The organism is Vibrio hibernica, assembly GCF_015223435.1.
GTDB classification, from domain to species: Bacteria; Pseudomonadota; Gammaproteobacteria; order Enterobacterales; family Vibrionaceae; genus Vibrio; species Vibrio hibernica.
Map to the genome: position 1 here is coordinate 1 of NZ_VHKO01000019.1, position 25,786 is coordinate 25,786.

Annotated in this window: 21 protein-coding genes; 3 read left to right on the forward strand and 18 right to left on the reverse strand. The window is 40.3% G+C overall.

The annotated features are described in order from the left end of the window. Nucleotides 1-171: 171 nt before the first annotated feature. The 5 genes from FH976_RS08945 to FH976_RS08965 all read right to left on the reverse strand — a co-directional run bounded on the left by FH976_RS08945 (nt 172) and on the right by FH976_RS08965 (nt 7,897). Nucleotides 172-2,376 (reverse strand): DEAD/DEAH box helicase, encoded by a 2,205-nt coding sequence (locus FH976_RS08945; protein WP_194090524.1) that lies wholly within the window; start codon nt 2,374-2,376, stop codon nt 172-174. After that, nucleotides 2,373-3,698, reverse strand: coding sequence for an ATP-binding protein (locus tag FH976_RS08950; protein ID WP_194090525.1), 1,326 nt, complete (start codon nt 3,696-3,698; stop codon nt 2,373-2,375). The genes FH976_RS08945 and FH976_RS08950 overlap by 4 nt, the downstream gene beginning before the upstream one ends. Nucleotides 3,699-3,702: 4 nt before the next feature. Beyond that, on the reverse strand, nt 3,703-5,979 hold the full coding sequence (locus tag FH976_RS08955) for a tellurite resistance TerB family protein (RefSeq protein ID WP_194090526.1): 2,277 nt from the start codon (nt 5,977-5,979) through the stop codon (nt 3,703-3,705). Between the two features lie 557 nt (nt 5,980-6,536). After that, complete coding sequence (locus tag FH976_RS08960; RefSeq protein WP_194090527.1) at nt 6,537-6,725, reverse strand: DUF1289 domain-containing protein; 189 nt, start codon at nt 6,723-6,725, stop codon at nt 6,537-6,539. Between the two features lie 89 nt (nt 6,726-6,814). Then, nucleotides 6,815-7,897, reverse strand: coding sequence for a nickel/cobalt efflux protein RcnA (locus FH976_RS08965; RefSeq protein ID WP_194090528.1), 1,083 nt, complete (start codon nt 7,895-7,897; stop codon nt 6,815-6,817). A gap of 132 nt (nt 7,898-8,029) precedes the next feature. Between FH976_RS08965 and rcnR the strand changes: the two genes are divergently transcribed. Beyond that, nucleotides 8,030-8,302: a Ni(II)/Co(II)-binding transcriptional repressor RcnR gene (gene rcnR / locus FH976_RS08970; protein WP_194090529.1), complete on the forward strand. Its 273-nt coding sequence runs from the start codon at nt 8,030-8,032 to the stop codon at nt 8,300-8,302. Between the two features lie 151 nt (nt 8,303-8,453). Here the strand turns inward: rcnR and FH976_RS08975 are convergent, their stop codons facing one another. The 10 genes from FH976_RS08975 to ftnA form a co-directional block, all read right to left on the reverse strand. Continuing rightward, on the reverse strand, nt 8,454-8,870 hold the full coding sequence (locus tag FH976_RS08975) for a hypothetical protein (RefSeq protein ID WP_194090530.1): 417 nt from the start codon (nt 8,868-8,870) through the stop codon (nt 8,454-8,456). 494 nt (nt 8,871-9,364) lie between these two features. Then, nucleotides 9,365-10,480: a hypothetical protein gene (locus tag FH976_RS08980; RefSeq protein WP_194090531.1), complete on the reverse strand. Its 1,116-nt coding sequence runs from the start codon at nt 10,478-10,480 to the stop codon at nt 9,365-9,367. Between the two features lie 48 nt (nt 10,481-10,528). Then, nucleotides 10,529-10,687: a type I restriction enzyme endonuclease domain-containing protein gene (locus FH976_RS16155; RefSeq protein ID WP_194090532.1), complete on the reverse strand. Its 159-nt coding sequence runs from the start codon at nt 10,685-10,687 to the stop codon at nt 10,529-10,531. Further along, complete coding sequence (locus FH976_RS08990) at nt 10,688-12,241, reverse strand: TnsD family Tn7-like transposition protein (protein ID WP_194090533.1); 1,554 nt, start codon at nt 12,239-12,241, stop codon at nt 10,688-10,690. A 33-nt stretch (nt 12,242-12,274) separates the two neighbouring features. Continuing rightward, entirely contained in the window at nt 12,275-13,690 is a 1,416-nt protein-coding gene (locus tag FH976_RS08995) for an ATP-binding protein (RefSeq protein ID WP_194090534.1), read from the reverse strand. Continuing rightward, a complete protein-coding gene (locus tag FH976_RS09000) occupies nt 13,687-15,792 on the reverse strand; it encodes a transposase (protein ID WP_324187420.1) in 2,106 nt (701 codons plus the stop codon). Before FH976_RS09000 ends, FH976_RS08995 begins: the two co-directional genes overlap by 4 nt. Before the next feature lie 31 nt (nt 15,793-15,823). Then, nucleotides 15,824-16,636, reverse strand: a complete 813-nt coding sequence (locus FH976_RS09005) for a TnsA endonuclease N-terminal domain-containing protein (protein ID WP_194090536.1) — start codon at nt 16,634-16,636, stop codon at nt 15,824-15,826. A gap of 133 nt (nt 16,637-16,769) precedes the next feature. Continuing rightward, on the reverse strand, nt 16,770-17,996 hold the full coding sequence (locus tag FH976_RS09010; protein WP_194090537.1) for a BaiN/RdsA family NAD(P)/FAD-dependent oxidoreductase: 1,227 nt from the start codon (nt 17,994-17,996) through the stop codon (nt 16,770-16,772). Nucleotides 17,997-18,078: 82 nt separating this feature from the next. Continuing rightward, complete coding sequence (gene uspB / locus FH976_RS09015) at nt 18,079-18,402, reverse strand: universal stress protein UspB (protein WP_194090538.1); 324 nt, start codon at nt 18,400-18,402, stop codon at nt 18,079-18,081. A gap of 76 nt (nt 18,403-18,478) precedes the next feature. Continuing rightward, on the reverse strand, nt 18,479-19,009 hold the full coding sequence (gene ftnA, locus FH976_RS09020; protein WP_194090539.1) for a non-heme ferritin: 531 nt from the start codon (nt 19,007-19,009) through the stop codon (nt 18,479-18,481). Between the two features lie 238 nt (nt 19,010-19,247). Between ftnA and FH976_RS09025 the strand changes: the two genes are divergently transcribed. Together FH976_RS09025 and FH976_RS09030 are read left to right on the forward strand one after the other, a co-directional pair. Beyond that, nucleotides 19,248-19,673 (forward strand): universal stress protein, encoded by a 426-nt coding sequence (locus tag FH976_RS09025; RefSeq protein WP_194090540.1) that lies wholly within the window; start codon nt 19,248-19,250, stop codon nt 19,671-19,673. Between the two features lie 100 nt (nt 19,674-19,773). Then, nucleotides 19,774-20,637, forward strand: coding sequence for a carboxylate/amino acid/amine transporter (locus FH976_RS09030; RefSeq protein ID WP_194090541.1), 864 nt, complete (start codon nt 19,774-19,776; stop codon nt 20,635-20,637). A gap of 73 nt (nt 20,638-20,710) precedes the next feature. Here FH976_RS09030 and FH976_RS09035 read toward each other — a convergent pair whose 3' ends face one another. Genes FH976_RS09035 through dsrO form a run of 3 tightly spaced genes read right to left on the reverse strand, consistent with a single transcriptional unit; the run spans nt 20,711 to nt 25,738 of the window. Then, a complete protein-coding gene (locus tag FH976_RS09035) occupies nt 20,711-23,800 on the reverse strand; it encodes a tetrathionate reductase subunit A (protein WP_194090542.1) in 3,090 nt (1,029 codons plus the stop codon). Further along, on the reverse strand, nt 23,793-24,944 hold the full coding sequence (gene nrfD, locus FH976_RS09040; RefSeq protein WP_194090543.1) for an NrfD/PsrC family molybdoenzyme membrane anchor subunit: 1,152 nt from the start codon (nt 24,942-24,944) through the stop codon (nt 23,793-23,795). Before nrfD ends, FH976_RS09035 begins: the two co-directional genes overlap by 8 nt. Further along, nucleotides 24,941-25,738, reverse strand: a complete 798-nt coding sequence (gene dsrO / locus FH976_RS09045; protein ID WP_194090544.1) for a sulfate reduction electron transfer complex DsrMKJOP subunit DsrO — start codon at nt 25,736-25,738, stop codon at nt 24,941-24,943. The genes nrfD and dsrO overlap by 4 nt, the downstream gene beginning before the upstream one ends. Nucleotides 25,739-25,786 lie beyond the last annotated feature (48 nt).

A 25,786-nucleotide genomic window follows, 5' to 3' on the forward strand; every position in this document is an offset into this window, starting at 1 on the left:
GATCACTTCCAAACACATTTTTGGACAATTTTGAGGTATCGATTTTACTAATTTAGTAAATTACGGATTAGTTGATGTGGGAAAGTAACGCCTTGCTCACCGGTAAATTAGGAGCGCAGCGAGTAATTTCTCCGCGTGCAGCAACTTGTTATACGCTTTTGAATCGAAATCTCAAACAAGACTGCCTAATATCCATTGTTTCGTACCCATAGAATTAAAAGCTTTTCTCCCGTACCCCTCGGTTAGCAACTCTTCAGGCAGATACTCATCATACTTTTCAATTAACTTTTGCTGAATGGAAAGTGTTCTCGACAGTTCGGCTTCATTCGGTAATACATCATTTTCTAAATCTATTAAGCAATTTTTTATGTCATCCGCATTCGAATTTTGCACTTCAATAACCCCAGAAAAATTACTGCATACATATCCACTTCTAATAAGCAAAACAGTAAGCGTGTTAACTACTTTATCGCCCATCCATGAAAAAATATAACAATGCTTGCCGCTTTGATAGATAGGTTGTTTCTCAAGGCTGGCTTCTTTAAAAAGATATGCTCCTTCTTTAAATAGCCGACTTCCGAGATTATCCAAAAAATCTATTTTCTGGTCGCCAACTTCAATGCGATAGTCACCAGAGCGATAGATACGTAACATCTCTTGTCGAACCCTGTCGTGAATCGACATGCCACTACCGTTAAATTTAGGGGGTTTACCACCCTTTGTAGAAGTCACGTAGATAACTTTCTTTTCATCGTCAATATCAGTGATCTTCCATCTACGTCCACCAAATATAATGTGTTGATCTTTAAGAATGAGTGAATCAACGGGTAGCGTTCCGAGGGTTTTACTTCCTGCAACAATGCGAAATTCTTCTGGTGTTTTAAAGACAGCATAAAAGGTATAGGAATTGGTAAGGCGCTCGCCTTCAATTCCCAAAACTAATTCACCGCTATTTAACTGCTGTATCAGTTGAACTGTCCCCATATGGGACAATAATTGTTTAAAGTGCTGAATTGATATTTCTTTGAACGATCCTTGCTCACATAATAAAGAATAAAGCTGGTCTGCTCTAACGCTTCCCCATTGCGCAATTACAGCAAGAATCTGGTGTAAAAAGGTAGAGAGATGCATTTGCTTTGTATCTGCCGGTTCAAACCAGTTCTCTACGATGAGTAACCGTATAATTGCTAGTGATTGAACCAACTCTAATCTAAGACCATCAACTATATTGGATTTATCACTAAGTTCATTTTCAGCGATAAGCATTCGTAAAATAGATGGTGAATTTCTTCTGCCGGAGCGACCTAACCGCTGACGTAAACTTGATACAGAATGTGGAGCAGTAACCTGAATAACAGAACTCACTTTCCCAATGTCGATACCTAGCTCTAATGTCATGGTACAAATAGCAGTAGTTGGCAGTGTTTCCTTTTGCAATCTTGCTTCTAAATCTTCTCGAAGTTCTTTAGCTAATGAGCCATGATGAGGGAAAAATTCATTCGGTACGACCTGCTGTTCGCATAAGTCACCTAGTTGCGCAGCTATGCTTTCCGTCCGGCTTCGGCTATTCGCAAAAACTAGATGTGAGTCGCCTCTACAAAGTGTATAAATTTCCTGACAAATCTGCTGTTCGGCGGAGGTTCGTGTTTCATCTGCCATGATGTCTATCGGTTCTAAATATCCTTTAACCTGAACTTTAATAATGCTTTGGTACTGACTACTGGTAATGGTTTCACAAGGCAGACTTTTATTCGGCCTGAGAGATAACGGTACTTTTTCAAGCTCTCCGAGTGTCGCACTTAGCGCAACCCGTGGAATGGGATTAGAGATTCGACCAGTAATATGCTCTAGGCGGGTAAGTAGAGAAAGTAACTGCTGACCTCGCTCTGTTCCGATAAACGCATGAAATTCATCAATGACAATATATTTGAGTGAGGTGAAGGATTGCTTAACCCATCCTGGCTCTCTGACTAAGAGTGACTCCAAGGATTCAGGGGTAATAAGAAGAATGCCGGAAGGATTATTTCTGGCTTTCTTCTTTTTGGATTGGAGGCTATCACCATGCCACGGCGTAACCTGCATATCGAGCATTTCACTTAAACTTTCTAGTCTGCGGTATTGATCGTTAATCAATGCTTTTAAAGGACTGATATACAAAATACCAAAGCCGTTTTCCTCTTCGGCAATTGCACTACATGCTGGCAGAAAAAAGGCTTCTGTTTTTCCTGCGGCCGTTGATGCGCTAATCAAAACATCTCTGTCACCGGCTAGAATAGGTCCAATTGCCCGTTTTTGTATTTCTCTTAAATCAGGCCATCCCTGATTAAATAACCATTTTTGTACACGCTTATCAAGGCGCTGATATTCCTCTATCATAATTTGAAATCAGCTAGTCCATCAGAATTCAACATTTCGCCTGTCTCTTCATTCACCATAATCTCATCTGTATCACTTGGACGATCATCCTCAATAGCAATGGATTGAACTAACTGTGACCATTGCATAGAAGGGTTTTGGTCTAGTACTGCCAGCATATCCAAAAACGCTTTGATGGTATTTCTCGGTGTTCGAAAATAGGCATCCCCAATAGTCTGACTGCAATGATGAAGAAATGATTTTAGTGCATCATCTGGAACGAGATATTTTGATGTGTCACCCTCGGCAAATACATGACGCAGGTTCTTCAGGAGAATATAAAGCTCTTCTGGTGTTAAGCTCGCTAGATGTAATGCTGGAGATGAATAATCAATAACACCTGCACGTTGCGCAAAGCTATTTTCAGCTAAACGGGATTGCAGTGCTTCATAGCTATATAATCCTCTGCGTGGATCTAATAAAAACTCCGGTGTTCCACCCAATAACAATCCAAGATATTCAGCCGACCCCTGAAGGCAATCGTTGAGCATCCGAAGAATCTGCTCATAGTTAGATGTACGTGCTTGTGTACTGCTTAATTTATAAAGATTGACCATCTCATCAAGGTTAACAAGCAAACCTTCATAACCCGCTTGACGAACAAATAGGCTCATAAGCTTTAACGCATCGTAAAACGAGTTATCTGAAATAATTGTTCTGACATCAAGATCCCTTCTCGCATCTGTCTTAGTAGTGTATTCAGCACGTAACCAACGAATGGCATTTGATTTTAACTCTTCATTATCCTGCTCATGACCATTCCAGTAAGCATCAATGACTTTTGCAAAATCATATCCGCCAACCAATTCTGACAAGGACGCCAGTTTTTGATGTATTACTGTTGAAACATCAATGTTCTTTTCATCTGCTTCTTTACGAGCCTGAGTTACAAAACGCTCTACAACACTAGCTAAAGCATTTCCATCCGGTTTATTACGGGTAGCCAGATTCCTCATAAGCTCGGAATAAAGATTACGTGCCTGCCCTGAAGAGGCGTGCACACGCCGATCCGGCGAAAGATCCGCATTGACCGTAACCAGTTTTTTTTCAAGAGCAATAGAACGTACCACACTCAAAAAAAATGTTTTTCCTGATCCATAATCACCAATGATGAGCCTGAATGCTGCGCCGCCTTGAGAGATTCTTTCAATGTCCTTATACAACGCTTTGACTTCATTGCTTCGCCCTACCTGAATATGCTGAATCCCAATTTTAGGGGTCACGCCTGACTTCAATGATTGAATGATTGCGTCACGTTCTTTTAATCGGATACGTTTTTCCATAGGTTTAACCTTCTATCTCTTCTACGATTTCCTGATCGACATAAATAGCGTCACCGTCCTCTTCAAGTACAGCTGCATCCACTTTTTCAAATGACCAGTCATTAATAGTTTCCAATGCTCCGCTAACCATTAGGCCATAATCACGGCATAGTGCTTCCACTTCTTCACGAGCCCATTTATCTTTTCGTATCAAACTTTCAAATAAAGCATAATGCGGTTTATCAATTCCGGCTTCTTCCTCTACTACAGAGTTATCCATAGCTGAGTCATCAGACTCTTCTTCGGGTGAGTCTTCCACAAATATAGCGCCTAACATGCTTTGTACATCTTTGGTTTCAGATTCATGTATTGCGAGGATACTTTCATCAAGTTGGAATGTAGTGGAAGCTGGCGAAATAGTTTCTGATTGAGGGTTGACGGGTCGTACTCCCACTTTACTTGATGACATTCTATGAATGTCTCCAGTAACAAGGGCTTTATCTAGTCCTAGTAAGGTGTAGAGCTTTTCAAGCTGTTTGATTTCTCCCGGATCAATTTTTCCATCAGCCATCGCAACACTGACCAATATGCGGCTAACAGCAGCTTTTTCTGTTTTTCCGAGCAGTTCCACTCTGGCTTTTAAACCCGTGACATTTGAAGGTGTATTAAGTCTCCATACCAGATAGGCATGTAGTGATCGTTTCTCGGTAGGCGATAAATTAGTATCGTGGTCAATGAGTTGGGTGAATAAATGTAATTCCGCCTGATCCACATGTGAATCAATCGTGGCAACCATAGCTCCTAGACGCAGTGCCATTCCCATTTCACTAAATGCTTTGGAGGGCTCAAAGTATTTACCATGTCCTTCATAAAATAGAACCAGCTTACCATCTACGCTTATTTTAGCATGGTGGTAACGTGTATCGGGTGCTATGCCGTAACCGGCTTTTTGTGCAAGATTCTGAATTAACTCAGCTTCCTTTTTGTTGATCTTGGCAGGTAAAGGTGATTTGGTATATATCCAGAACGCCTCGACATTCACCAGACCGTTCTTTGTTGATATGGCATCATCCGCCCATTTCTTAAACTTCCCTAATCCTAGAGTAGCGCCCATATCACCAAGATCGTCTGGCAGTAACAGTACGGCTTCAATATCTGTGCGGGACGTATCGGGCTTAGCAAGATAGCGACTATAAGCATCTAATTCGGCCGTACATTCATCTGCAATGGCAATAAGTTTATTTACAGGGCCTTTCAAGTTACTTGGGTCGGGAAGATCCTGTTGAGGAAACGATATACCACGTAAGGAAGAACTAGCGGGATGATACTCAATCTTTAATCGTGTTTTATTGGGTTTGACGACAATGCCGTCCCCATATTTTTTGCTATAAAGGCGTGTAAACATTTGGCTGAATTCATAGCCACAACGCCGCGCCGGTTTCTTCAGATTATAATCCGGATAAAACCGAATCCATGCCAATGCCAATTCAGCTGAAACCGGCTTTCCTTCATTTACCGTAGTGGCAAGGCGATGTCTGAATAACAGTGAATCTCTTTGAGGTGTTTTTTCAAATTCTGGATTTGATACTACGTGAGGTCGTAATAGACACATAATCTCTAGAAGACGAGTGGAATAATTTGAAAATGAACGACTATTGCCGTAAATCCCTTTTAATCGCAAAATTTCGTCAAACAACGATTTGAATTCAGTGTCATCCACTGCCTGTTTAATTGAATCAACAGTAATGCGCCTTTCAAGACCATAGAAATAAATAAACACATAACCCAAAGGTGTCTCTGGATCACTTCTATTGCCGGATAGCCAACTAAGGAAAGCACCACGCCCTTTAGGTGTGAGCGAGATAAATTTAGGCCAATATCCTAAACTTTCATCTTCATAACTTGAAGGCTTGTTTTCAATTTTTAGCGAATCATCAACTAATGAGGCTTCCGTTCCATATTCATCAAATGAACTGAGCTTTCCACCAAAATAAAAATTACCACCCGTAAATATTTGTCCCTTTATGGTGATGGATTGACCGGATTTTATCCATTTCCCCGGCGTTTTGTTTTTGCTTTTTTCTTCTTCATAGCCATAAGAAATGCTGAAGGTGGCTAGATCGCCGCCATCATCACGATTACTGTTCGCAACCACCCGATTACTTGTAGTCATAGTTACACGAATTTCATTTTCGGAACTTGATCTATCATTCTTATGAGCTTGCTGTTTTGAGGATGTTGCCATTGCTTTTATGACGTAGTACAAAATTACTGCGCCTCCTACTAATAACCAAAATCCCATACTCGCCTCAGTTGTTATTTTTTGGGGATTGCACAGCCGTTTCAGCTGCCGTGTAACAGTGTATTAACAAGAAACTTAAATAAACCCGAAGGGATTTTATACACGATCGCTGCTAATCAATTCATTTATTACTATAAGATACTCTAACAACGGTTTTTTAAAAGCATTTAGCCGATTTTATGCGATGGAGAAAGCGAGAATTGGGGTTAGCGAGCTAGTTGTGACAGGGATGAACTTTCAATATTTATACATTATTGTTAATTAACAATGTTTTATAATGAAATCTGTCAAATCACATCTAAGCATAAGTTCTCGCTTTCACACAAAACCGCTTATTACTAAAAAATCGAATTATAACTGTATAGACATACAGAACGAGACAGAAGACGATTTACCTTTCAGAAGAATACTTAATGTATTGAGAAAAATTTCAGTCCTAACTAAGAATGTGGCAGCTCTGTGCTAGCCACATCAGCTAACTCGAAGATGGACATAAACGAATTAGTGTTTTTTCTAATTTAGGAAAATATGGATAACTTTAAGTATTGCAATGAACTTCACTTGCCTTGCCCTTTTTTAATTTGTGATAACCTATTTGGGAGTTCTTTCTTTAGGATATTCAGATTATAAGGTTTCAATACTTTCCATTTTTTACATTCTTCCCGTGTTCTTCCACATCCCAAACACCAGCCTTTACATGTTGAGAAATCACAGACATCGATGCAAGGATTTTTCTGCTTTTTCATAGCGTTAAGCTCACAGTGAAAATACACCATTCGACATATTTATAAAAAATTGCCCCTACGTTATCAATTCCATAGAGGCTATAACTTACTTAATTCATCAATGAAGAATAGCCATGAATGCCCATATACAAACCTACTGCTATAATCAATATTCCCGACAAATAGGGGGCTCGACGCGCTAAATCATTCAGACCACTCCATTTAGATGTCGCTTTTTGCACACCGATCGCTGCCACAACACCAACGGTTACTAAGGTCAATGCAAGACCAATACTAAAAGATACAACCAAGGTCGCACCAAGTGCCATTTCCTTAAGTTGTAAACAGATAAGTAAAACCGTGACCGCTGCTGGGCATGGAATCAAGCCACCGGTTAAACCAAAGAGAAGTATTTGCCCATTGGTCACACTTTTGTTTTCAAAGCGTTTTTGAATATCTTGAGCATGGGCAAGTTCATGTGCATCTTGATATTCCTTTGTTTCAGCTTCACTATGTGGATGAGCTTCAGAATTAAAATGTACAGCAAAATCATGAGAATGATCGTGATGTCCAATACTCACTATAATTGAAAAACTATCAAAAGATTCAATACAAGAGACTGACTCCAAGTATCCTTCACGTTCAACAAAATGATAAGTCTCAGTTGGTTGACCATTTATGTTTGGAACTGAAATGTTAACGCTTTCCGCCGTTAAAGGTTTACCGTCGAGTGTTCGCAAATGAAAGCGTTGACGATCCTCTTCCTCAACAATAGAGAGTGAAATGTGCCCATGACCTGTATCGACAACTTGGGTAGTCCATTCTTGATCATGATGATGAGCTTCATGCCAAGCACGCTCTTCTCTCCATGTTCTCCAAAACATCCACAAACCCGTTGAAGCAATAATGGCACCCGATACCAGTTGCATCCATGGCTCAGTCGCTTCAGCCGTAAACTTCTGACTAATGTACATACCGCCAAAGGCTATTAGCCATACAATTGCTGTATGTGAAAGTGTCGCAGCTAATCCTAACATTACTGCCTGCTTAACCGTTCCTTTCACTGCAATAATAAAGGCTGCCATCATTGTTTTAGAATGTCCGGGCTCTAAACCATGCAAAGCGCCAAGTAAGATGGCACTAGGAATAAAAAACCACCCGTTGCCTTGCTGTAGTAATGCGACAAAATCCATTTTTATTCTCTGTGGGTTATTTTAACTACTTTAAATCATACTCCCCCCCAGTATTAAATACTACCCCCTAGTATAATGTTAGTGCTACATTATGGTTAGAATCGCTCACCTGTAATGATAAGAAGACAAGCTATGTCACATACAACCAAAGATCAGAAAAAGCTCAACGCTCGTGTAAGCAAAATACAAGGTCAGGTAAATGGGCTAAAAAAAATGCTAGAACAAGAGCATGAATGCCAAGATGTTTTACAACAGATAGCAGCGATTCGCGGGGCTGTGAATGGCTTGATGAGAGAAGTAATTAAAGGACATTTGCTCGAGCATGTTGTACTCGAAGATGATAAAGAACAACGTGAAGTCGACATGCAAGTGGTACTTAAAGTTCTAGATTCTTATATTAAGTAAGTATTTTGGAAAAAAATGTTTTAGGGTAGCTACTCTAAAAAGCTCATTTCAGATTAGAAAATATATGGAAAAAGTGAACCACTGACTATTTTGAAAATTGAAGTCTTAAATGACTTTGGGGCAAAGATGAATCAGCAGAGGGCTAACTATCTTAAAATGGGTAGTGCTCTTCTTCATACGCTTCCACCCAGGTCACTAGCTTTTCAAGTTCGTCACCTTCGGGTGTGCCTGGTTCAGCATCGAATATGGTTTCAATCCTCTTTAAAACCATCCTGTACTCGTTTTCTGACGGTATTTCCGATTCAGTAAGTCCTTTAACTTTCATGAGAGTTTCCCTATCGACACTCCCGCTTTTGTTAAAGCGTTCAGCCATTTTTAGCATTTTTTCCATTCGGGTGTCGTTAAGAGCATCGTCTCTTTGAACAAGAAAATCGCTTTCTGCTTTATCCGTATCTTCAGAATAAGATCCCCAATCTTTTTCATTTGTAGTCGCGAGTTCATCAGCGTGTGCTGTTTTGGGTGTAATATCCTCAAGCAGTTCTTTTTCTGAAAGTGGTCTACGGCTCATGGCTCGCTCCTCGATTGAAAGTAACATTAGATGATTTATAGCATAGTGAGTTACCGGCTGTAAGGTATGAGCTGCTTTAAGACAAGCTTTGGGGCAGAAATGATATGGGTAAATAACACAACTAAAAGACGCCGATATGCCAAATAAACTTTCTCCCCCCTCCTTTGTTTAAACCCGTATGGCGTATCGAAAAACCGATACATTGAACCGTATTGTGTATCGGATATTCAATACCATGACGTCATTGATGTGGGTCTGTTTTACTCTTCCTGTGATATATATTCGTGCAACCCAATCATTAAACCATTCACTTTATAAATATCTAGATCACTGCAATTCATTTTGGAGATTAACGTTATCAGTGTCTTTAACATTAATAACCAGATTTTAATTCGGAAGATTCCCATTCCATAAATATACTGACGCTTACTATGAGAAATACGGCTTTGCTCCACTCGTACATAAATGAATCAAATAGCCCTGTTATCTTCCACTCATAATGTATTGACTTTAGGTAAAACGCGACCGCTACTCCTATCGAGCCCCATTATCGATTCGAAAATAGAATCAATTGTTTTCGGTTCTAAATCAACTAACCTACGAGGGTAATATGGGAACCCATGCTGTAGGAAAAAATCACATGGATTCTCTAAATTCGTCTGAAGTCTAGAGTCTAATCCAACAACCATTATGGGTCTTGCTGGACATTCACCAAAACTGGTCCATTTAGTACAATAAGAACAATTATATTTTCTGCTTTTGAGCAACTTTTCAGAAAGTAAACCTGGTCCATTTATTCCAAATTTAACGCAGGTAACTTCTCCATACTCTGAAATGTATTGTTTCGATTTCTTTGGGAATTCTTCCATATATTTTTCAAAAACCCACTGCAAGCATTCACGAGATATAGGCTTTCTTCTTCTGTTCTTATAATACCAATTATAAAAATCAGTCCCAAGACTATGATCTTCCCTCCATCTTGTAGCCCAAAAATGGAAGTTAGACAGAAAACAAGGCATGATATGAAAAGGTAGTTGCGCAGAACTATAACTGCTAATACGGACTTTTGTATATTCCAAACTAAGGCTGCAAATCATCGTTGGTTCTAGTTCATGGGCTGCTAAAACTTTCGATATAGTCGAAACAATGTTTTTCCGCTTAGACCTACTTAATTGTTTAAGAAGTGTATTATGTACAGAGCAATTAACTCCATCCAGCCACTCCCACTTAAAATACGCACAACCATATTCTTTAATTGATCTTGAAATACAATCAGGACAAAACCTAATAGGAATTGGGCCGTAACTACTTGATTTGGGTACCCGTTTTAATGAAGGATAAAAGATATTCTCAACTTTATCTAAATAGTCTACAGGGTTGTCATAGAATCCTGCTGATTTATGTGCCATTCCTGAACATCGAAGAAATCGAATTAATTCAACATCATCAATACCCTCCATTCTTTCTGGGCATTTCTTAAGAAAGGTGGCATTATTATACCAATACCCATCTGAGGTAAGAATGGTAGAAAAGTCGATTTCCCCTTCGACAATTAGATTACGAAAAATCCAACTATGAACTGATTCATCTTCAAAATGCTTAAGATTCATAATACTACCGAGCATTTCTTAAAAATAAATAAATCACTATCCCATTACCTATGCCACATTGCACTTAAAATTCTCAGCCTGCCCAAAAATCTCTTTATACACTTCATCACGATCAATCGGTGGGTAGCCCCATGCATCGAGCAAAATGCTCAGGTCAAAATGCAATTCAGCTTTAATATCGTGGCCAATTTTAGTTGACCACGACAATTACCATTTATAAGATAAAAAAATATTCAATGTTTTAGGGAGTTTTTCTTTCTTCGAGATTAACCAACCATGCCCTCCTAATTGCCTATCTAATTCGCTTCTGCTTATTTGTTTTGAATTGCACCTCAAAATTTCAATCACTTTTTCCGCAAGCTCTACATCTAATTGTTCCCAATTGATTTTATCTACATGTTTTGTCTTTGTGGCTCTCGGCAAGTTATCCTCTAACCAATTTCTATCATGCTGATATAACCAGAAAAAAGCAGCCTCACAGGCATTCTTTACATCTTTTCTAAGGCTATGACTATTAGAATATATGTAGCGAAGAATTATAGTTTTATACCGACGAGACGTAGATTGGCATTTGCATTTCCTTCGCCATTCAACAAGCCCATTAGTCGTTGATATGATAAGTTCAACGCTCCCTGTTGATATTTTGTATTTATTCGCAATCACTTTTCTGTGAAAGCCTTTCCGCGCTAGCGCTATTACATCAACCTTTAATTCTTCAGTAATAATCTTTGGCTTAAGATTTACAGGAATTTTATTCCTTAATGCAACGGATTTTACATAGCATCGACTTTTATTAATCTGTCTCCCAACATCAGCCATTGAAAATCCACGTAATAATAAGTCACAACAAGACTTTTCTAGAGCTAAATCTTTTGAAAGTGTAGGTTCAGTGGCTAATGGTAATGACAGTTGTCTCGTGGCTACATGGTTCAAATAAAAACTCATCAATAAATGCTTAAAGGGCGGTTGATTCAAGCTCCCTTTAAACGTCTCTATCCAATATGAGTAATCGCTTTTACTACGAGGCAGCAAAAGGTGCCCCCTTGGTAACACTTGCTGTGCCAAGTAATACAGCTCTGCACTTAAAGTCTTCCGTCTAATACTCCCATTTAATGTGATAAACCCACAATCTTTCATTATTTCTTTATAGTTGAAGGGGACTTTTAGCTCTGCATTTCGGGTTTGATTCAATACGCTTTGGCAATAATTTACAAACTCAAAGGCTAATGGTGAGCAATTTTTAGTTTCAGCATATTCACTTGGGAAGAAGTAATTGCTTATGTGGCTTCGCTCTGGGAGCGCTCTATGTATCAACCACACATGATGCTTGCTACATACTTCAACACCTGAAATTTGATGTAAGCAATGCCAATACGATACACCAAATTCTTGAATTTCATCTTTTGCACATTGAGGGCAGAATTTTATACTTAATTGTTCACGTTCACGAAACGTGGATACTTGGCAAGCTCTAATCACTTGAGAGACCTTGGCATTTGAATCATTAATTATATTCTTATATTTAGGTAGAAAATAAGAAAAGAAAGAGTTAAGACTTTGATACTTAATGATATCAATAGGATACTCATTAATAAGGACAGCCATTCTACTTAGGTCACCGACAAAATAAGGATGAAAAGTAGATTTTTCATTACCAAGTATCTTTTCTAAATATTGTGCCGTCGTTAAGCCGCTATAACTAAAATGGCGGCAAATTCGGCTATGAAAGGTTTCATCTGGGAGTGTACTTGGTAATTGCATGAAAACCTTATTATCAAACCAATCATGCTTTAATTATAGTTCTTCAAGTGGATTTTCCAGCATTAACTTTTTCGCCCTCAGATAATCAATAGGGTTATTTGCTTCGCTAGCTTGTTGACAAAGGTCTGGGTTCCTAATTCTACTCAATAAATCGACAGAGCCTACCAATTCAATTAACTGTGAAGCAAATTCTGGATGTTGAGGTTTCATAATATCCCCTGTTTTGTCTACAGTTTTTATTGTGCTTTTTGCTACACGATGAACATTACGTTGCTTCCCTTTAGGTAAGGAAATTACCATTTTGAGCTCATTAACCTCCTCTGTCTGCCTTGAAAGGCCACAAGCAACAGCATTACCAGATGTCAATGCTGTAGATGTCATGCGTTCATCGTGAGTTCCAATAAGTAATCTTTGCGCTTCTCTGTAGGTACGGCTTGCCATATCAATATTGCCCACAGAGAGCGTATGAAGATCATCATTTAATTCGTCGGTTAAATCCGTGTAAACATTAGTCCACTGGTATTGCCATAATTGCTCTACAAACGCATTCCATGAAGCACTATCCCGAGCCAATACTGACATAGTATGGTGATAGCCACTTTCTGCTCGTCGGGCCGCTTTAAGCTCTTTAAATAATGATTGTTCAAAAGGAGGGTTTGCTACGAAAAAAAGTGGTACACCTAGCTTATTCACCAACCTGTGTAAAAATCTTAATAAGTTATTTTCCCCACCCGTTCTCTTAAACTTTAGATTCTGCATTTCATCAATTACTAACATACCAATAAAGCTTGACTTCATGCACTGCTCTAACTGTCGTATCAAAGCTCCTATCGTTCTTGCCGCCTTGGTTTTTTCTCTATCAAGAGTCAAATCTAGTGTCGATAGGATCTCTTCACATAAATCTCGAACACTTGAGTTACTAGGGCAATCAACTTTTATCCAAACAACTTGTTTTCTGAACTCTAATACTTGCCCTTGATAAGTTTCATGCTCAATAACATTCGGGAAGTAATTCAGAACTTGCTCTATCATTGAAGTTTTACCTACTCCACTTTCGCCTATAAGGGTAAGTCCATCCCCTTTAGGTTGAAAAAAACCTGTCCGCGGCTCTATATTCGGTTTTTCATCAACCAAATAATGTAAAAATTGAGCCGTTGTGGGGCTAAGAGGGTTCTTGGCGGAATATCCTTTTTTAATCGCTCTCTCTACTGCTCTAAAACATGCTTCATAATCGGTTAACGGCTGCCTAATTTCTTCAATACGATTTAAGTATTCATCACGGATTAATGGATCGGGATGTTCGGCTATTTCTTCTGAGTAATCAGGATAATTACTAAACGATCCCATCACATTTTCCCATCCTTGTTTCATGGGAAGAGCTTCAATAAGTGGATTGCCCTGATGTTCAGGTAAAATTGCATCTTGATATACTGCTTTCTCAGTTCTCACATCCCATCTCCACTGGTTTTTCTTTTTCTACCTTTTGGCAATGGAATAACTTTATCTTCAGAAGGTAAATTGGTCGGTATATTATTAATAATGGCTGTTTTCGAAGTCGTTGCACTGTTTGTTGTTGCTTCTAACTCTTCTTTTCGTCTCTGCCGAGTGTTATGAGATTTCTCCCTAAAAGAAACTTTCGCTTCACCGTCTCTTCTACGTTTCGCTTGTCGGGTCACCTCTTGCCTGTGCTTATGATCATCAATGGAGGATGTTGATATTGGTGTTAACTCATTCTTATTATCTAACCAATCTTGAATAAAGTTTGCATCAAACATAGATTTATCACTTAGCATTCGACTACGAGGTAATAAGTCACATCGAACAAATCCTTTATTTCTATCTAAACGAACATAAATATAATTCGTTGTGTTTTCATCAATACGAGCCTCTAGCCGCCAACGCCCCGATGACCTAGCGACAGATGCCAAATTAAGCTCCTCAACCTCTGAACATGAGTAATACATTCTATTAAAATATATACCACTTCTCGTCATACTTACTTCAGCGGAGGGAAGCAATCGAGCAATAACTTCATCAAGATTAGCTGATTGAAGTTCATGCATATGTTTTGCTACATGTATCTTCCAATAATTCAATGGTGTTGGTGACAGGTCATTCTCAATAAGTAAGGGACTAGAAAAAGCCAAATCATCAAGAATAGATCGATTATGCTCCAGTACTGATTTTATTATTTCAGCTGTAACTTCTTTAAGTGTATAAATTGCGTCTTTTCTAGGATCTCGAGCACCTCGAACAACCAGACCGCCTCTAGTTGTACCAAGTAACTCATGAAGTAATTCTTTGTTGATAATATCAAATCGCTTCTCAACAACACCTTTGCAATCAGGCCTATATGGGGGAGTAAATGATAATCGAGTCATCGGAGTCAAAGCTTTATTCGCCTGTACTCCTATCATTTCCCCATTATCACAAACCAACTCTGTAGGGATATGAGCACAGGGCCACTCTGAATTTTCAATATCCACCCCAAAACTTTTACAATAAATTGATTTAGGTAAGAAGCTATTTGTTAATGCTTGCCTAGCAGCACGCCAAGAAGCATGATAAAGCGAGACATGCATACCAACAATCATGCGGCTGGCTCTGTCAACAACGATATAAATCGTCGGCCGACCTAAAACATATTGAGAACCAAGCTCAGAAACTATATGTACATCAGCAACGGTAGCATCAATTTCAAAATGAGATCCCGGTAGGTAGCTCCGGTCTGTAACACTACCTAAAACCCCCCTTTTATTTCTAAGGTAATCATTTTCTGACATTCGTTGTTTAATAATTTCATCTTTAGTAAGCAATTTTTTCCGCCAATAACTAAACTGCTTCAAGGTTGGTATACAAGGAAACCTTTCTTGTGCCTGAGCTAATTTTATCTCTTTCGAATAGCTATCTTTTAATAGGTTTTTATAGGTTTTTGATAGAGTCAGTCCTGACTCTTTAAGATAATATTTCTTTAACGCTTTTCTAAATTTGGTCCTATCGACATCAGTTACAATAAATTTAACAGCTCTATCAACAGTAACTGTTCTTGGTTGTTTTGGAGCGCCTAATGGTACCGTTGTTGGCACTCTATCTTGCCCAGCACCACCGCTGTTTGAAAATGCCGGTAACAAAGCCATCTTATCTTGTCCATTCCTCCAATAAGTAGTAAGTAACCGAGCTAAAGATTTACGATCAACATTAATTATTTTGGAATACTCAGCAAGTTGAGGTGAGCGTTTCTTAGTCGCATAATCAAAAAGAAAGGTTCTATCTGATATGATGCTTTTTACTAAATGATAATTCTTATCTCGACGAACAATATACTCATTAGGAATGTTTTCTTCGTCAATCAATAGATAAGCCGGCAATTCATATTTTGACCTTTTAGCTTTACGACTAGATACAAGCTCTGTGAAACTTTCTAATGAAACAGCTATCGGCCTTACTGTCGCAGAAGTATTGCCAAGCGAAAATAAGATGACAGACTCAACATCCTGAATGATATCCAATAGACGATAAAGCCCATCTTCAACCAAGTTCGAATTATTCACATTCCAAACGCTATTCCTAGGAAGCACCATATTAGATACTCCCTTGACTTTTAGTAACAGACTTAATATTAATTAGACCAGATTCGGGAATATTGAAAGATAGATCAACATCAATAAACTTATCCACAATGAGAAAACGAATTAACAGTAAAGCGTTATCATAAGAGGTAATATTCATTGAAACTAACTGATTGCAAAGATCTTCAATAAAAAATTGTCCTGCGACTATTGTGGATAGAGCATTATCGATTTGCTCACAAGAAAAACTTATAGGATGCTCTCTAAAAGGTGATGCTGCCCATTCAAGATTACTGCTCTGAACTCTCGTTAATTCATTACCAGTAAAGTAACTAAATTTGACCCCAAGTAATTCCCAACAAATACGTTCAATATCAATTTTTGCTAGTACACGCAAATTTCCCGAATCACCCTCAGGCTTTACAGAAATTGCATGGTATTTGATACCTTCAGAGGAGTCGATCGTGAGCAACTGATCCGTTGTCATGATAATGGGTTCTTTTGTTTTAGGATGCTTAGGATGCTCAACCCCAAGTAGCTTTGCTATTTTTTGAGTATAGGTAAGAGGGAGTAACGGAAATTGTTCTCTGATATCGATGACATTATTTGAAAACTCAGCTAAATAAAATAGCTCTGACTCTATTAATGACATCATATGGTGCTCTCTATGTGTTTTTCGACCATAGATTAATGAACGCACACCATTAGACTTTACATCTTGAATCCTCAGCCAAGGCTTATACTCTGGGCCTTGACCAATTCCATATTTATTCTTCAAAGCACGTTCAAAGTCTTGTAGCGATTCTAACTTCCGTCCACGAGGCATAGTTAAATCCAATAAAATTCATGTCCTAAAAGCATAGTAAACAACCTCATTACGGGCAAACTTTATTGTCTGAAAATGCTCTTACGGGCAAACTTTAATGCTTACGGGCAAACTTTATTGTCTCTACACATGACTAGACCCATTGCCCAGCAGCAAAACCACTACTCCAAGCCCATTGGAAATTGTAGCCTCCTAGCCAACCGCTTACATCTACCACTTCGCCGATAAAATACAAACCTTGGATGTCTTTGCATTGCATGGTTTTAGAGGATAGATGATTGGTATCTACACCACCTAAAGTGACTTCTGCGGTGCGATAACCTTCTGTACCATTGGGTAGTACTTGCCATTGCTCTAATTGAATAACAACGGCTTGAATCTCTTTAGGCGTAAACTGTTTAAGTGGTTTGTCATTTAACAATTTTCGGTCAATAAACACTTCCATTAAACGTTTTGGTAATATTTTGGACAGGCTATTTTTAAGGCTTTGGTTAGGATGCTTTTCTCGTGATTGTGTCAGTAATTCAAGCACATCATCATTAGGAACAAGATTGATAGTGACCGTTTGACCTGCTCGCCAAAAGGAAGAGATTTGCAGCACCGATGGGCCAGACAAACCACGATGCGTAAACAGTAAGGCTTCTTTAAACAGCGTACCATCTTGCGCGGTAATTTCTGCCGGAACGGCAATGCCAGACAGCTCAGCAAACGCTTCTTTATCTTCCTTGTGCAAAGTAAAAGGCACTAAACCAGCACTGGTTGACACGATTGGTAAACCAAACTGCTCCGCCACTTGATAACCAAACGGGGTTGCGCCCAGTTTTGGCATTGAAAGACCACCGGTTGCGATCACCAAAGACTCACAAGTGATTTCACCCGTTTGCTCTTTATTGCTCGAAATAGAGTGGAAGGAAAATCCCGTCTCTGTTTTTTTAATCTCTTGAATATCACAGCGATACCATTGTGATACATGGGGAAAATCACATTCTTTAAGTAACATACTAACGATGTTTTTGGCTGGGTTCTTATCTTCATCATTAGCGGATAGACAAAATAATTGCCCATGGTCACGCTCTTCAAATTCAATGCCGTATTTAGACACCAAGCTAACGAAATCCCAATGCGTGTATTGCGATAAAGCTGATTTTACAAAGTGTGGGTTTTGGCAAACAAAGTTATTGGCGCTAACATCATAATTGGTAAAATTACAGCGACCACCACCAGAGATTAAAATTTTACGTCCCGGTTTTTTAGCATGATCAATCACTAAGGTTTTTCGGCCACGTTTTCCCGCTTCCGCTGCGCACATCAACCCAGCCGCACCAGCACCAATGATCACAACATCAAAATGATTACTCATAACTTACTCTACCGCACAAAAAAGATGCGCGATTTTAGCACATCCTTAAATGATGGGAGACAAAGTATATTGGTAATATCAGCTAAGCAATAAAAGCCATCAATAACGTCAACCCAAGTAAACCAGCCGATAACATGAACAAGTCACGGACTTTGGCGCACTTAGCGATAAAAACAGGTTCGTAGTGATTTAAATAATCACGGCTTTTTAAATAGTGGAATAAGCGTACTTGCTTGGAAACATTACCGTTAGTATGGAAGAAATCTCGCCCGTCGACTTGCTGATACAGCAATGGGTGTGCTTCTCGCATAATAAAAATGAGTGAGCGAAGTGCGGTTAGGTATCGCACCAGATTGATAGCGGTTACGAGCGTAAACGCAATAAGTAAAGTATCAGCACTGATCATCTTTCCCTCCAAACACCGTCTTGTGATGAGAGAAGAAAAAGACAATCAGTCCTTATCTTATCATTCGATACCGAAATTAAGCGGTAGTCGAACTTGCCATCACAGAAGATGAGCCTTGTTTAGCTAACTCTGCTAGATCTTTATCAATAAAGAAGAGCGCTTTTCCGTCCTCTCCAACTAATTCTAGCTTGTCTAAAATACCTTTGAATAATTTTTCTTCTTCGTGCTGCTCTGCAACATACCACTGTAAAAAATTAAAGGTTGAGTAGTCTTGCGTAGTGAAAGCGGCATGGGCCAATTTATTAATTCGGTCAGTAATCATTTGCTCATGCTCGTAGGTTTCACGGAACACTTCACCAAGGCTTTTAAACTGATGTTTTGGTGCATCAATCGCACCTAAAATCGGTAAACCACCGGTTTCGCTAACATAAGTAAATAAACGTTGCATATGCTCCATTTCTTCTACGGCATGCTTGCGTAAAAATACTGCCGCACCTTCAAAGCCCTTGTCTTCACACCAAGCACTCATCTGTAAGTATAGATTGGATGAGAAAAACTCCAGATTTATTTGATCATTTAAATTATCGATCATCGCTTTTGACAGCATAAAAAACTCCTACGTTAATGAATATTGACGCTCTAGCACCACTATATCATGTTGCTCAAACCCCGCTGTGACAAATCCATTACTTTTACTTACCTATTGAAAAATCAGCATTCTAACTATCTAAAATAAGAAAAATATCTAAGTAACGATTGTGACACTGCATCTATTTTTTTTTAAAATTGAGGCGTACTATGAGTTTAGACCTAAACTTATAAAATCGTATGTATTGGAGATTGATATGACATATAAACATATTTTAGTCGCAGTGGATTTATCTGAAGACAGTGAAGTATTAGCTAAAAAAGCCGCTGAGCTTGCTTGCGCTTTAAATGCACAGCTTTCTCTGGTCCATATTGATGTGAACTTCACCGATATGTACACCGGCTTTATGGAAATCAATTTTGCTGAAACCCAGAATGCGATGCTGGAAGCAGCCCAAGCAAAAATACACACTTTAGTGCAAGCACTCGACTACCCTGTCAGTGAGATTATTGTTTCTAGTGGCGACTTATGTAATGAAATTCGCAATGCTATTAAACAGATTAATATTGATTTAGTCGTGTGTGGGCATCACAAAGATTTCTGGAGCAAACTACTTTCAACGTCTCGACAAATGATCAATGACTCTCCGGTCGATATGCTGATCGTGCCTCTGGAGGACTAAATAACCCGAACGCCAAGATAAAAGAAAGCGAAGATTAGGCTGATTTTATTTTAGATCAAGGTAAACTTGGAGAATTACTTTTGGTTTACAGGAATTCGTCATGTTTTATCTTTCTGCGGTCACCTTATTGTGGGCGTTTTCATTTAGCTTGATCGGTGTTTATCTTTCCGGTCAAGTGGATGCTTGGTTTTCGGTTTGGATACGTATCGCCCTCGCGGGTGCGCTTTTTTTACCCTTCTTAAGATTCAAAGGGATCCCTCGCGCTTTAATGATAAAGCTCATGGCGATTGGTGGCCTACAACTCGGCTTAATGTATTGTTTCTATTATCAATCTTTCTTATTGCTTTCCGTACCAGAAGTATTGCTATTCACCGTATTTACTCCGCTTTATGTCACCTTAATTTATGACTTACTTAAGGGCCAGTTTTCGCCTTGGTATTTAATCACTGCCGCCATTGCCGTTTTCGGTGCCGCCATCATTAAGTTCTCAGGCGTTAACGACAACTTTTTGATTGGTTTCTTGGTAGTACAAGCATCGAATTTATGCTTTGCGATTGGACAAGTCGGTTATAAATATGTAATGGAAAAAGAAAGCGTTCAATTGCCACAACGCGTGATCTTTGGCTATTTTTATATTGGGGCGTTTATTGTCGCCACCATTGCCTTCTTATTGCTGGGGCATACTGACAAACTTCCAACTACCAATCTGCAATGGGGAATTTTGATCTATTTAGGATTGATTGCTTCTGGCCTAGGCTATTTCTTATGGAATAAAGGCGCGTGCATGGTGAATGCTGGCGCGCTCGCGGTAATGAACAATGCATTAGTACCAGCAGGATTAGTGGTCAATATTTTTATTTGGAACCGCGATGTCGATCTCACTCGCCTAGCGTTAGGTGGCGCGGTGATCTTACTTTCACTTTGGGTCAATGAAATCTGGGTAAAAAAGAAAGTTGCCCAATAAACGCCACTTCTAAAAATAAAAAGATGGGCGGCCAACTTGGCTGCCCATTTCATTTCTACCGGCTTGCTTAAGCTTAACTCAATGTAATCTTAGCGGGTATTGCTTGCCTAGCGGCTGAACCCACCACCCAATCAAGCAATACACCTTTACCTTCACGCGTAGGATCGATAATACCAATATCATTAATATTGACGCCATCACCGAAGGTTTTCACTTTCACTGGTTGTTGCTTATCTCCAATCCAATGCGCTCGCTCACCTAATTCGGTATGCCCAAAACCATGCTCGAACCCCAATGTACCTTGGCGAATACCATCGACAATCATGGCAATCGCTTCTAGTGATCGAGTTGGTGTTTCAACCGTAAAGACATCACCCGTTTTAACACCAAAATTTTTGGCATCAAGCGGATGAATATAAACCGGATTCACCCCTTTAACTGAATTTAAACGTGGCGATAGGTTTGATATTGCGCTGTGCACATTCGATTTAAAGTTGGTTAACGTAAATGGCCATTCTGATTTTGGAAATTGCTTATCCATTGGTGTGCCATCGGCCAATTTCTGCGGGAACCAAGTCGGACAACCTGAATACAATTCACCGGTCATGGTATTGCGTGATGTGCCCAATTTTTCATTCCAAATTGCTGCTGGTTTTTGCCATTGATATTTCATCAAATCGCCTTTATAAGCTTCTGATAAATTCTCAAAACGACCACCACGCGCATAAATAAAGGCCACCTTGGCAAACTCTTCTGCATTGAGAACTCTTTGCATTTCCGGCAATAAGCGATCAAGGCCAGAAAAGTGAATATCTTCCGCAGACGCTTTCGGCGCGCCACCAGCAATATAGGCTAAGTTCGCCGCGCTGCGCAGATAGTAATCAGCAGCAGAGTGAATGCCATGCCAGTTACCTTGTGCATCTTGAATCGCGTTATCACCAAAACCGCCTAGATTCATCGCTTTCGCCACATCGATCAAAAAGGTTTCTAAACAAACTGAACGACCATCTTTCGTTTTTTCGGTGCGCGGTGTAACGACCGGCCAACGAGCCGTGACAGCTTTAGTTGGAACATCATGCCACGGCCCTGCCATTCCCCAACTTTCATATGTGACGGTATCAGGCACGATGTAGTCAGAAATGGCGCTGGTTTCATTAATAAACGCATCGACCGATACTATCAAAGGTAATTGTTTTGGGTCGCTCAGCTTATCTTTAAGCAAAGTGACCAAGCCAGGAATGCCGTATAACGGGTTACCCATGTGGTTGATCCACGCTTTTAAACGATACGGATAACCATCAATCGCAGCAGTTAAATGCTCGGTTAATAACGGCGCCGAAATCGGATACCAAGGTGCGCGCGTTGGATAAGGGGACTCCCCTGCGGCTACTTTGTTTTTGTATTCCGTGGTTTTTTCATATGGGAACTTACTACGCGATAAAAACACCCCTGTCGGCGCAACTTTGCCTGTAAACTTGGTGAAATCGTAACGAGGCCCCGCGCCAGAGGTTGGCCAACCGCCCGCTTTGGCCATCATGCCGCCTTTTTTATTAATATTTCCCACCATAGCGTTGAGCATTAAAATACTGTAGCCATTATAAAAACCATTGGTGTGCATGTTGCCACCGTGGGTATCCACCACCGCTTTATGACCATGGCGAGTGAATTTATCCGCTAGCTCAATGATTTTCTCCACCGGCACTTCACACAACTCGCTCCACTGTTGCATGCTGTGTTCAAACGCGCTGTGTTTTAATTTTTGCAAAGAAGACGCCACTTGCAACATGCCGTGTTTGGTTTCAACACTTTGTTCTACCAACAAACGCGCAGGCTTAGCTTGAGTGTTGACCGCCAATTCGCCAGATGCTTCATCAATTACGATATAAGGATCGCTGTCTGAATGCGCTTGCCCATCAAAAGGTAAACCAATATCGGATGCTCGTAACATCGAACCTTGACGCTTGTGCCCAATCTCGGTGATCACCAGATGTGTCGCATTACACCAATGAGCATTACCGGCTGCTTTCATCGCTTCGGCACTTGGCTGAGCTAAGTAATCCTTGTTGTAACGATCATAGGTAAACATCCATTGCATCATGGCAAAAACTAATGCCGAATCACTGGCTGGTTTAATCGATACCCATTGGTTGTTATGACCAGCAGCTAAACTTGATGTCATTGGCAATACTGGCGTCACCACCGCATAATCAAAATTATCACGTGTACGAGCTTTGGCTAATTGACGAGCTTGGCGCTTAAATGGATTGCCCGCTTGCGCTGGCGAAGTGCCAATAAACAAAGCAAACTCCACATGTTCATAATCGGGTTTGAGATGTAAGAATTTATCCAAATCATGTAAAAAAGCCCCCGAAGCGGCGCGGAATGCATAACCACAATACGAACCATGATTGGCAAAATTTCGCGTGCCAAAACTATTGAAGGCAAAACGCTTTAAAATATCATCACGCCCTTCATTGGTCGCATTGGTCACTAATAGCTGATTAGCTAATGGACCATATTCTGGATTATTCGCATCCAATGGTGTTTTAAGATCGCGAATCGTTTGCAAGCCATCGACGTGACCCTCACCAAATAAATCACCACCTTCCACCACCTCTTTAACCAACTGCTCAAAACTGATTGGCTGCCATTTCCCTTCTCCACGTTTTCCCACTCGCTTTAATGGTTGAGTCACGCGATATGGGCTGTTTTGTACGTCCATCATGGCATTGCCACGCGCACAAGCAGTGGAACGACCCTCAATGCCCGCCTCACCCGTTAGCGACAAATATGCCTCTTTAACTGGCATTTCGAATGGGATTTTTTGTTCACTCGAAAGCGGATGATACGGATTACCCGCAATGCGCAAAATATTATCCGTTTCGTTATCAATACGCACACGCACACCGCATAAACTATAGCAACCAAAGCACATCGAAGGTGCAACTCGTTGTTTATCATTGGCGATCAAATTACCATTTTTGACGTAGTATTCTGGCTCTAATGAATTACCAAAATGCGCATGTTTGGTTTTTTCACCCGATGTACCTTCTAAAATACCCTCTGCAGTATGTTTAGCGGTAGAGGCATAACCGGCAGCAAATGCAACACCACCACCAACAGCAAGACCAGATTTTAAAAACTTACGACGTTTATTATCCATGATGACCTCTTACTGGTTGTGATGAATTTGATGCTGTTTTTCCTGAATCTACTGCCATTAATTGAGGCTGATTTCCCTTGGCGGAGACGATCTCCGTTAATATCATCGCCAGTAATAACCATAATCCGGCCATACCAACCACACCTAAAATCCCCGGTGCGCCCCATGGCACATCGTAGGGGTAAGGGCCAACATCAAACTTTGGCAATGTTTGCACTTCGATCATAGTCATCCAACGAATCGACCAACACGTTGAAATGGTTAACGCGCTCGCAACCCACAAACTGATACGCTTAAATTGATGACCGCGTAAAAGCCATAACGACATCACCAAGCACGCGGCGAATGCGCCCATCATCAGCAATAAATTGGCGAACCATTGTCCGTAATGAAGTAAATCCATATACGCACCATTGGATACCCAAATTGGTAATAAAATCAGTGATAACACCGAGCAGATCACCACGCTGCGTTTTAATAAACTAACATCGGTTGACGTTAACGTTTGGGTTGGTTCATTGCTCGATAAGAAACTTAAAATGAACAGACTAAATCCAATGGCGCCAAAGAAAGCCGTGACAAACCAAATTATCGGCGAAGCAGGCTGATGCCACATTGGGCGTGATGCCACCACCGCAATCTCCATGCCGGTGTAAATCGCAATCGACAAACCAGAAAGCACGGTGATAGCCGCCACCGTTATCATTAATCGATTGGATATTTGCCATTTTCCTAGCGTTAGCATTGAGCATAAACGTACAATTTTATGCTCGCTTTTCTCTAATTGATCAATATCGGGACGTAAATACAACCACGCCGCCGCAACAGACAGCATTGAAAATAACGGCAATAATAATGCGCCACGTGACATCCAAGACCACGATGTTAGATGAGTGAAGAAATGCCATGCTCGGCCGGGTTGGTGTAAATCAGCGGTTAAAGCTAATGGGCCAACAATGGCGCAAATGGCTAAACATAATGCGAATGATGCTCTCAGTTGATGGCTGGTCTTATCTCGCAACACTAAGCTAATTAAAAATAAAATTGCCGCCGCATAAGCACTACCAATATAGAAAAAATATTGCACCGCCCACGGCAGCCAAGCGACATCTTGCATGGGAACTAATACTTCAGTAATGCTCATAAGTTCGCTCCTTTATTGTGAACTTCAGCCGGATCGTAAATCGCGGCTCTAGCGTCAACATTTCCGCTACCAATATGAGAGGTAAACTCGGCCGCTAAACCAATGTAAAACACATGAGGATTGGTGCCTTCTTCTGGCTTCAATACTTTAATGTCATCTTTATGCTCGGCTAATAAACGGCTAATTTCACTGTTTGGATCCTTAATATCCCCAATCACCCGAGCGCCACCCACGCAAGTTTCGACACAAGCGGGCAGTAAACCTTGCTCTAAACGATGAGCACAAAAAGTACATTTATCGGCGGTGAGCGTTTCTTCATTAATAAAACGAGCATCATAAGGGCAAGCTTGCACGCAATAAGCACAGGCAACACAACGTTTGTTGTCCACCATGACAATGCCATCTTCACGCTGAAAAGTAGCTTGAACCGGACAGACAGCAACACAAGGTGGGTTTTCGCAATGGTTGCAAAGACGCGGCAAAGTAAACATTTTAGTTTGTTTGGTTGCAGTTGAACCATCATCTAAAGTGACTTCATATTGCTTAACCGTGGTTCGAAACTGGCCGATTGGCGCCTGGTTTTCAATACTGCACCCCACAGTACACGCTTGGCAGCCAATGCATTTACGCAAATCAACCACCATCGCATAACGCTTACCTTTCATGCCTTGGCGATCAGGTTCTTGGTTATTGCGAATAATGGGTGTCGCGGCGACACTGGTCACAGGAATGATGGCAGCGCCTGCGGTGATAGCACCTATACCACTAAAAAATCGACGTTTCGTTTTATCCATTAGAATCTACCTTGGTGATACTAGCTCTTAAGAGGTATTCTCTCTAAT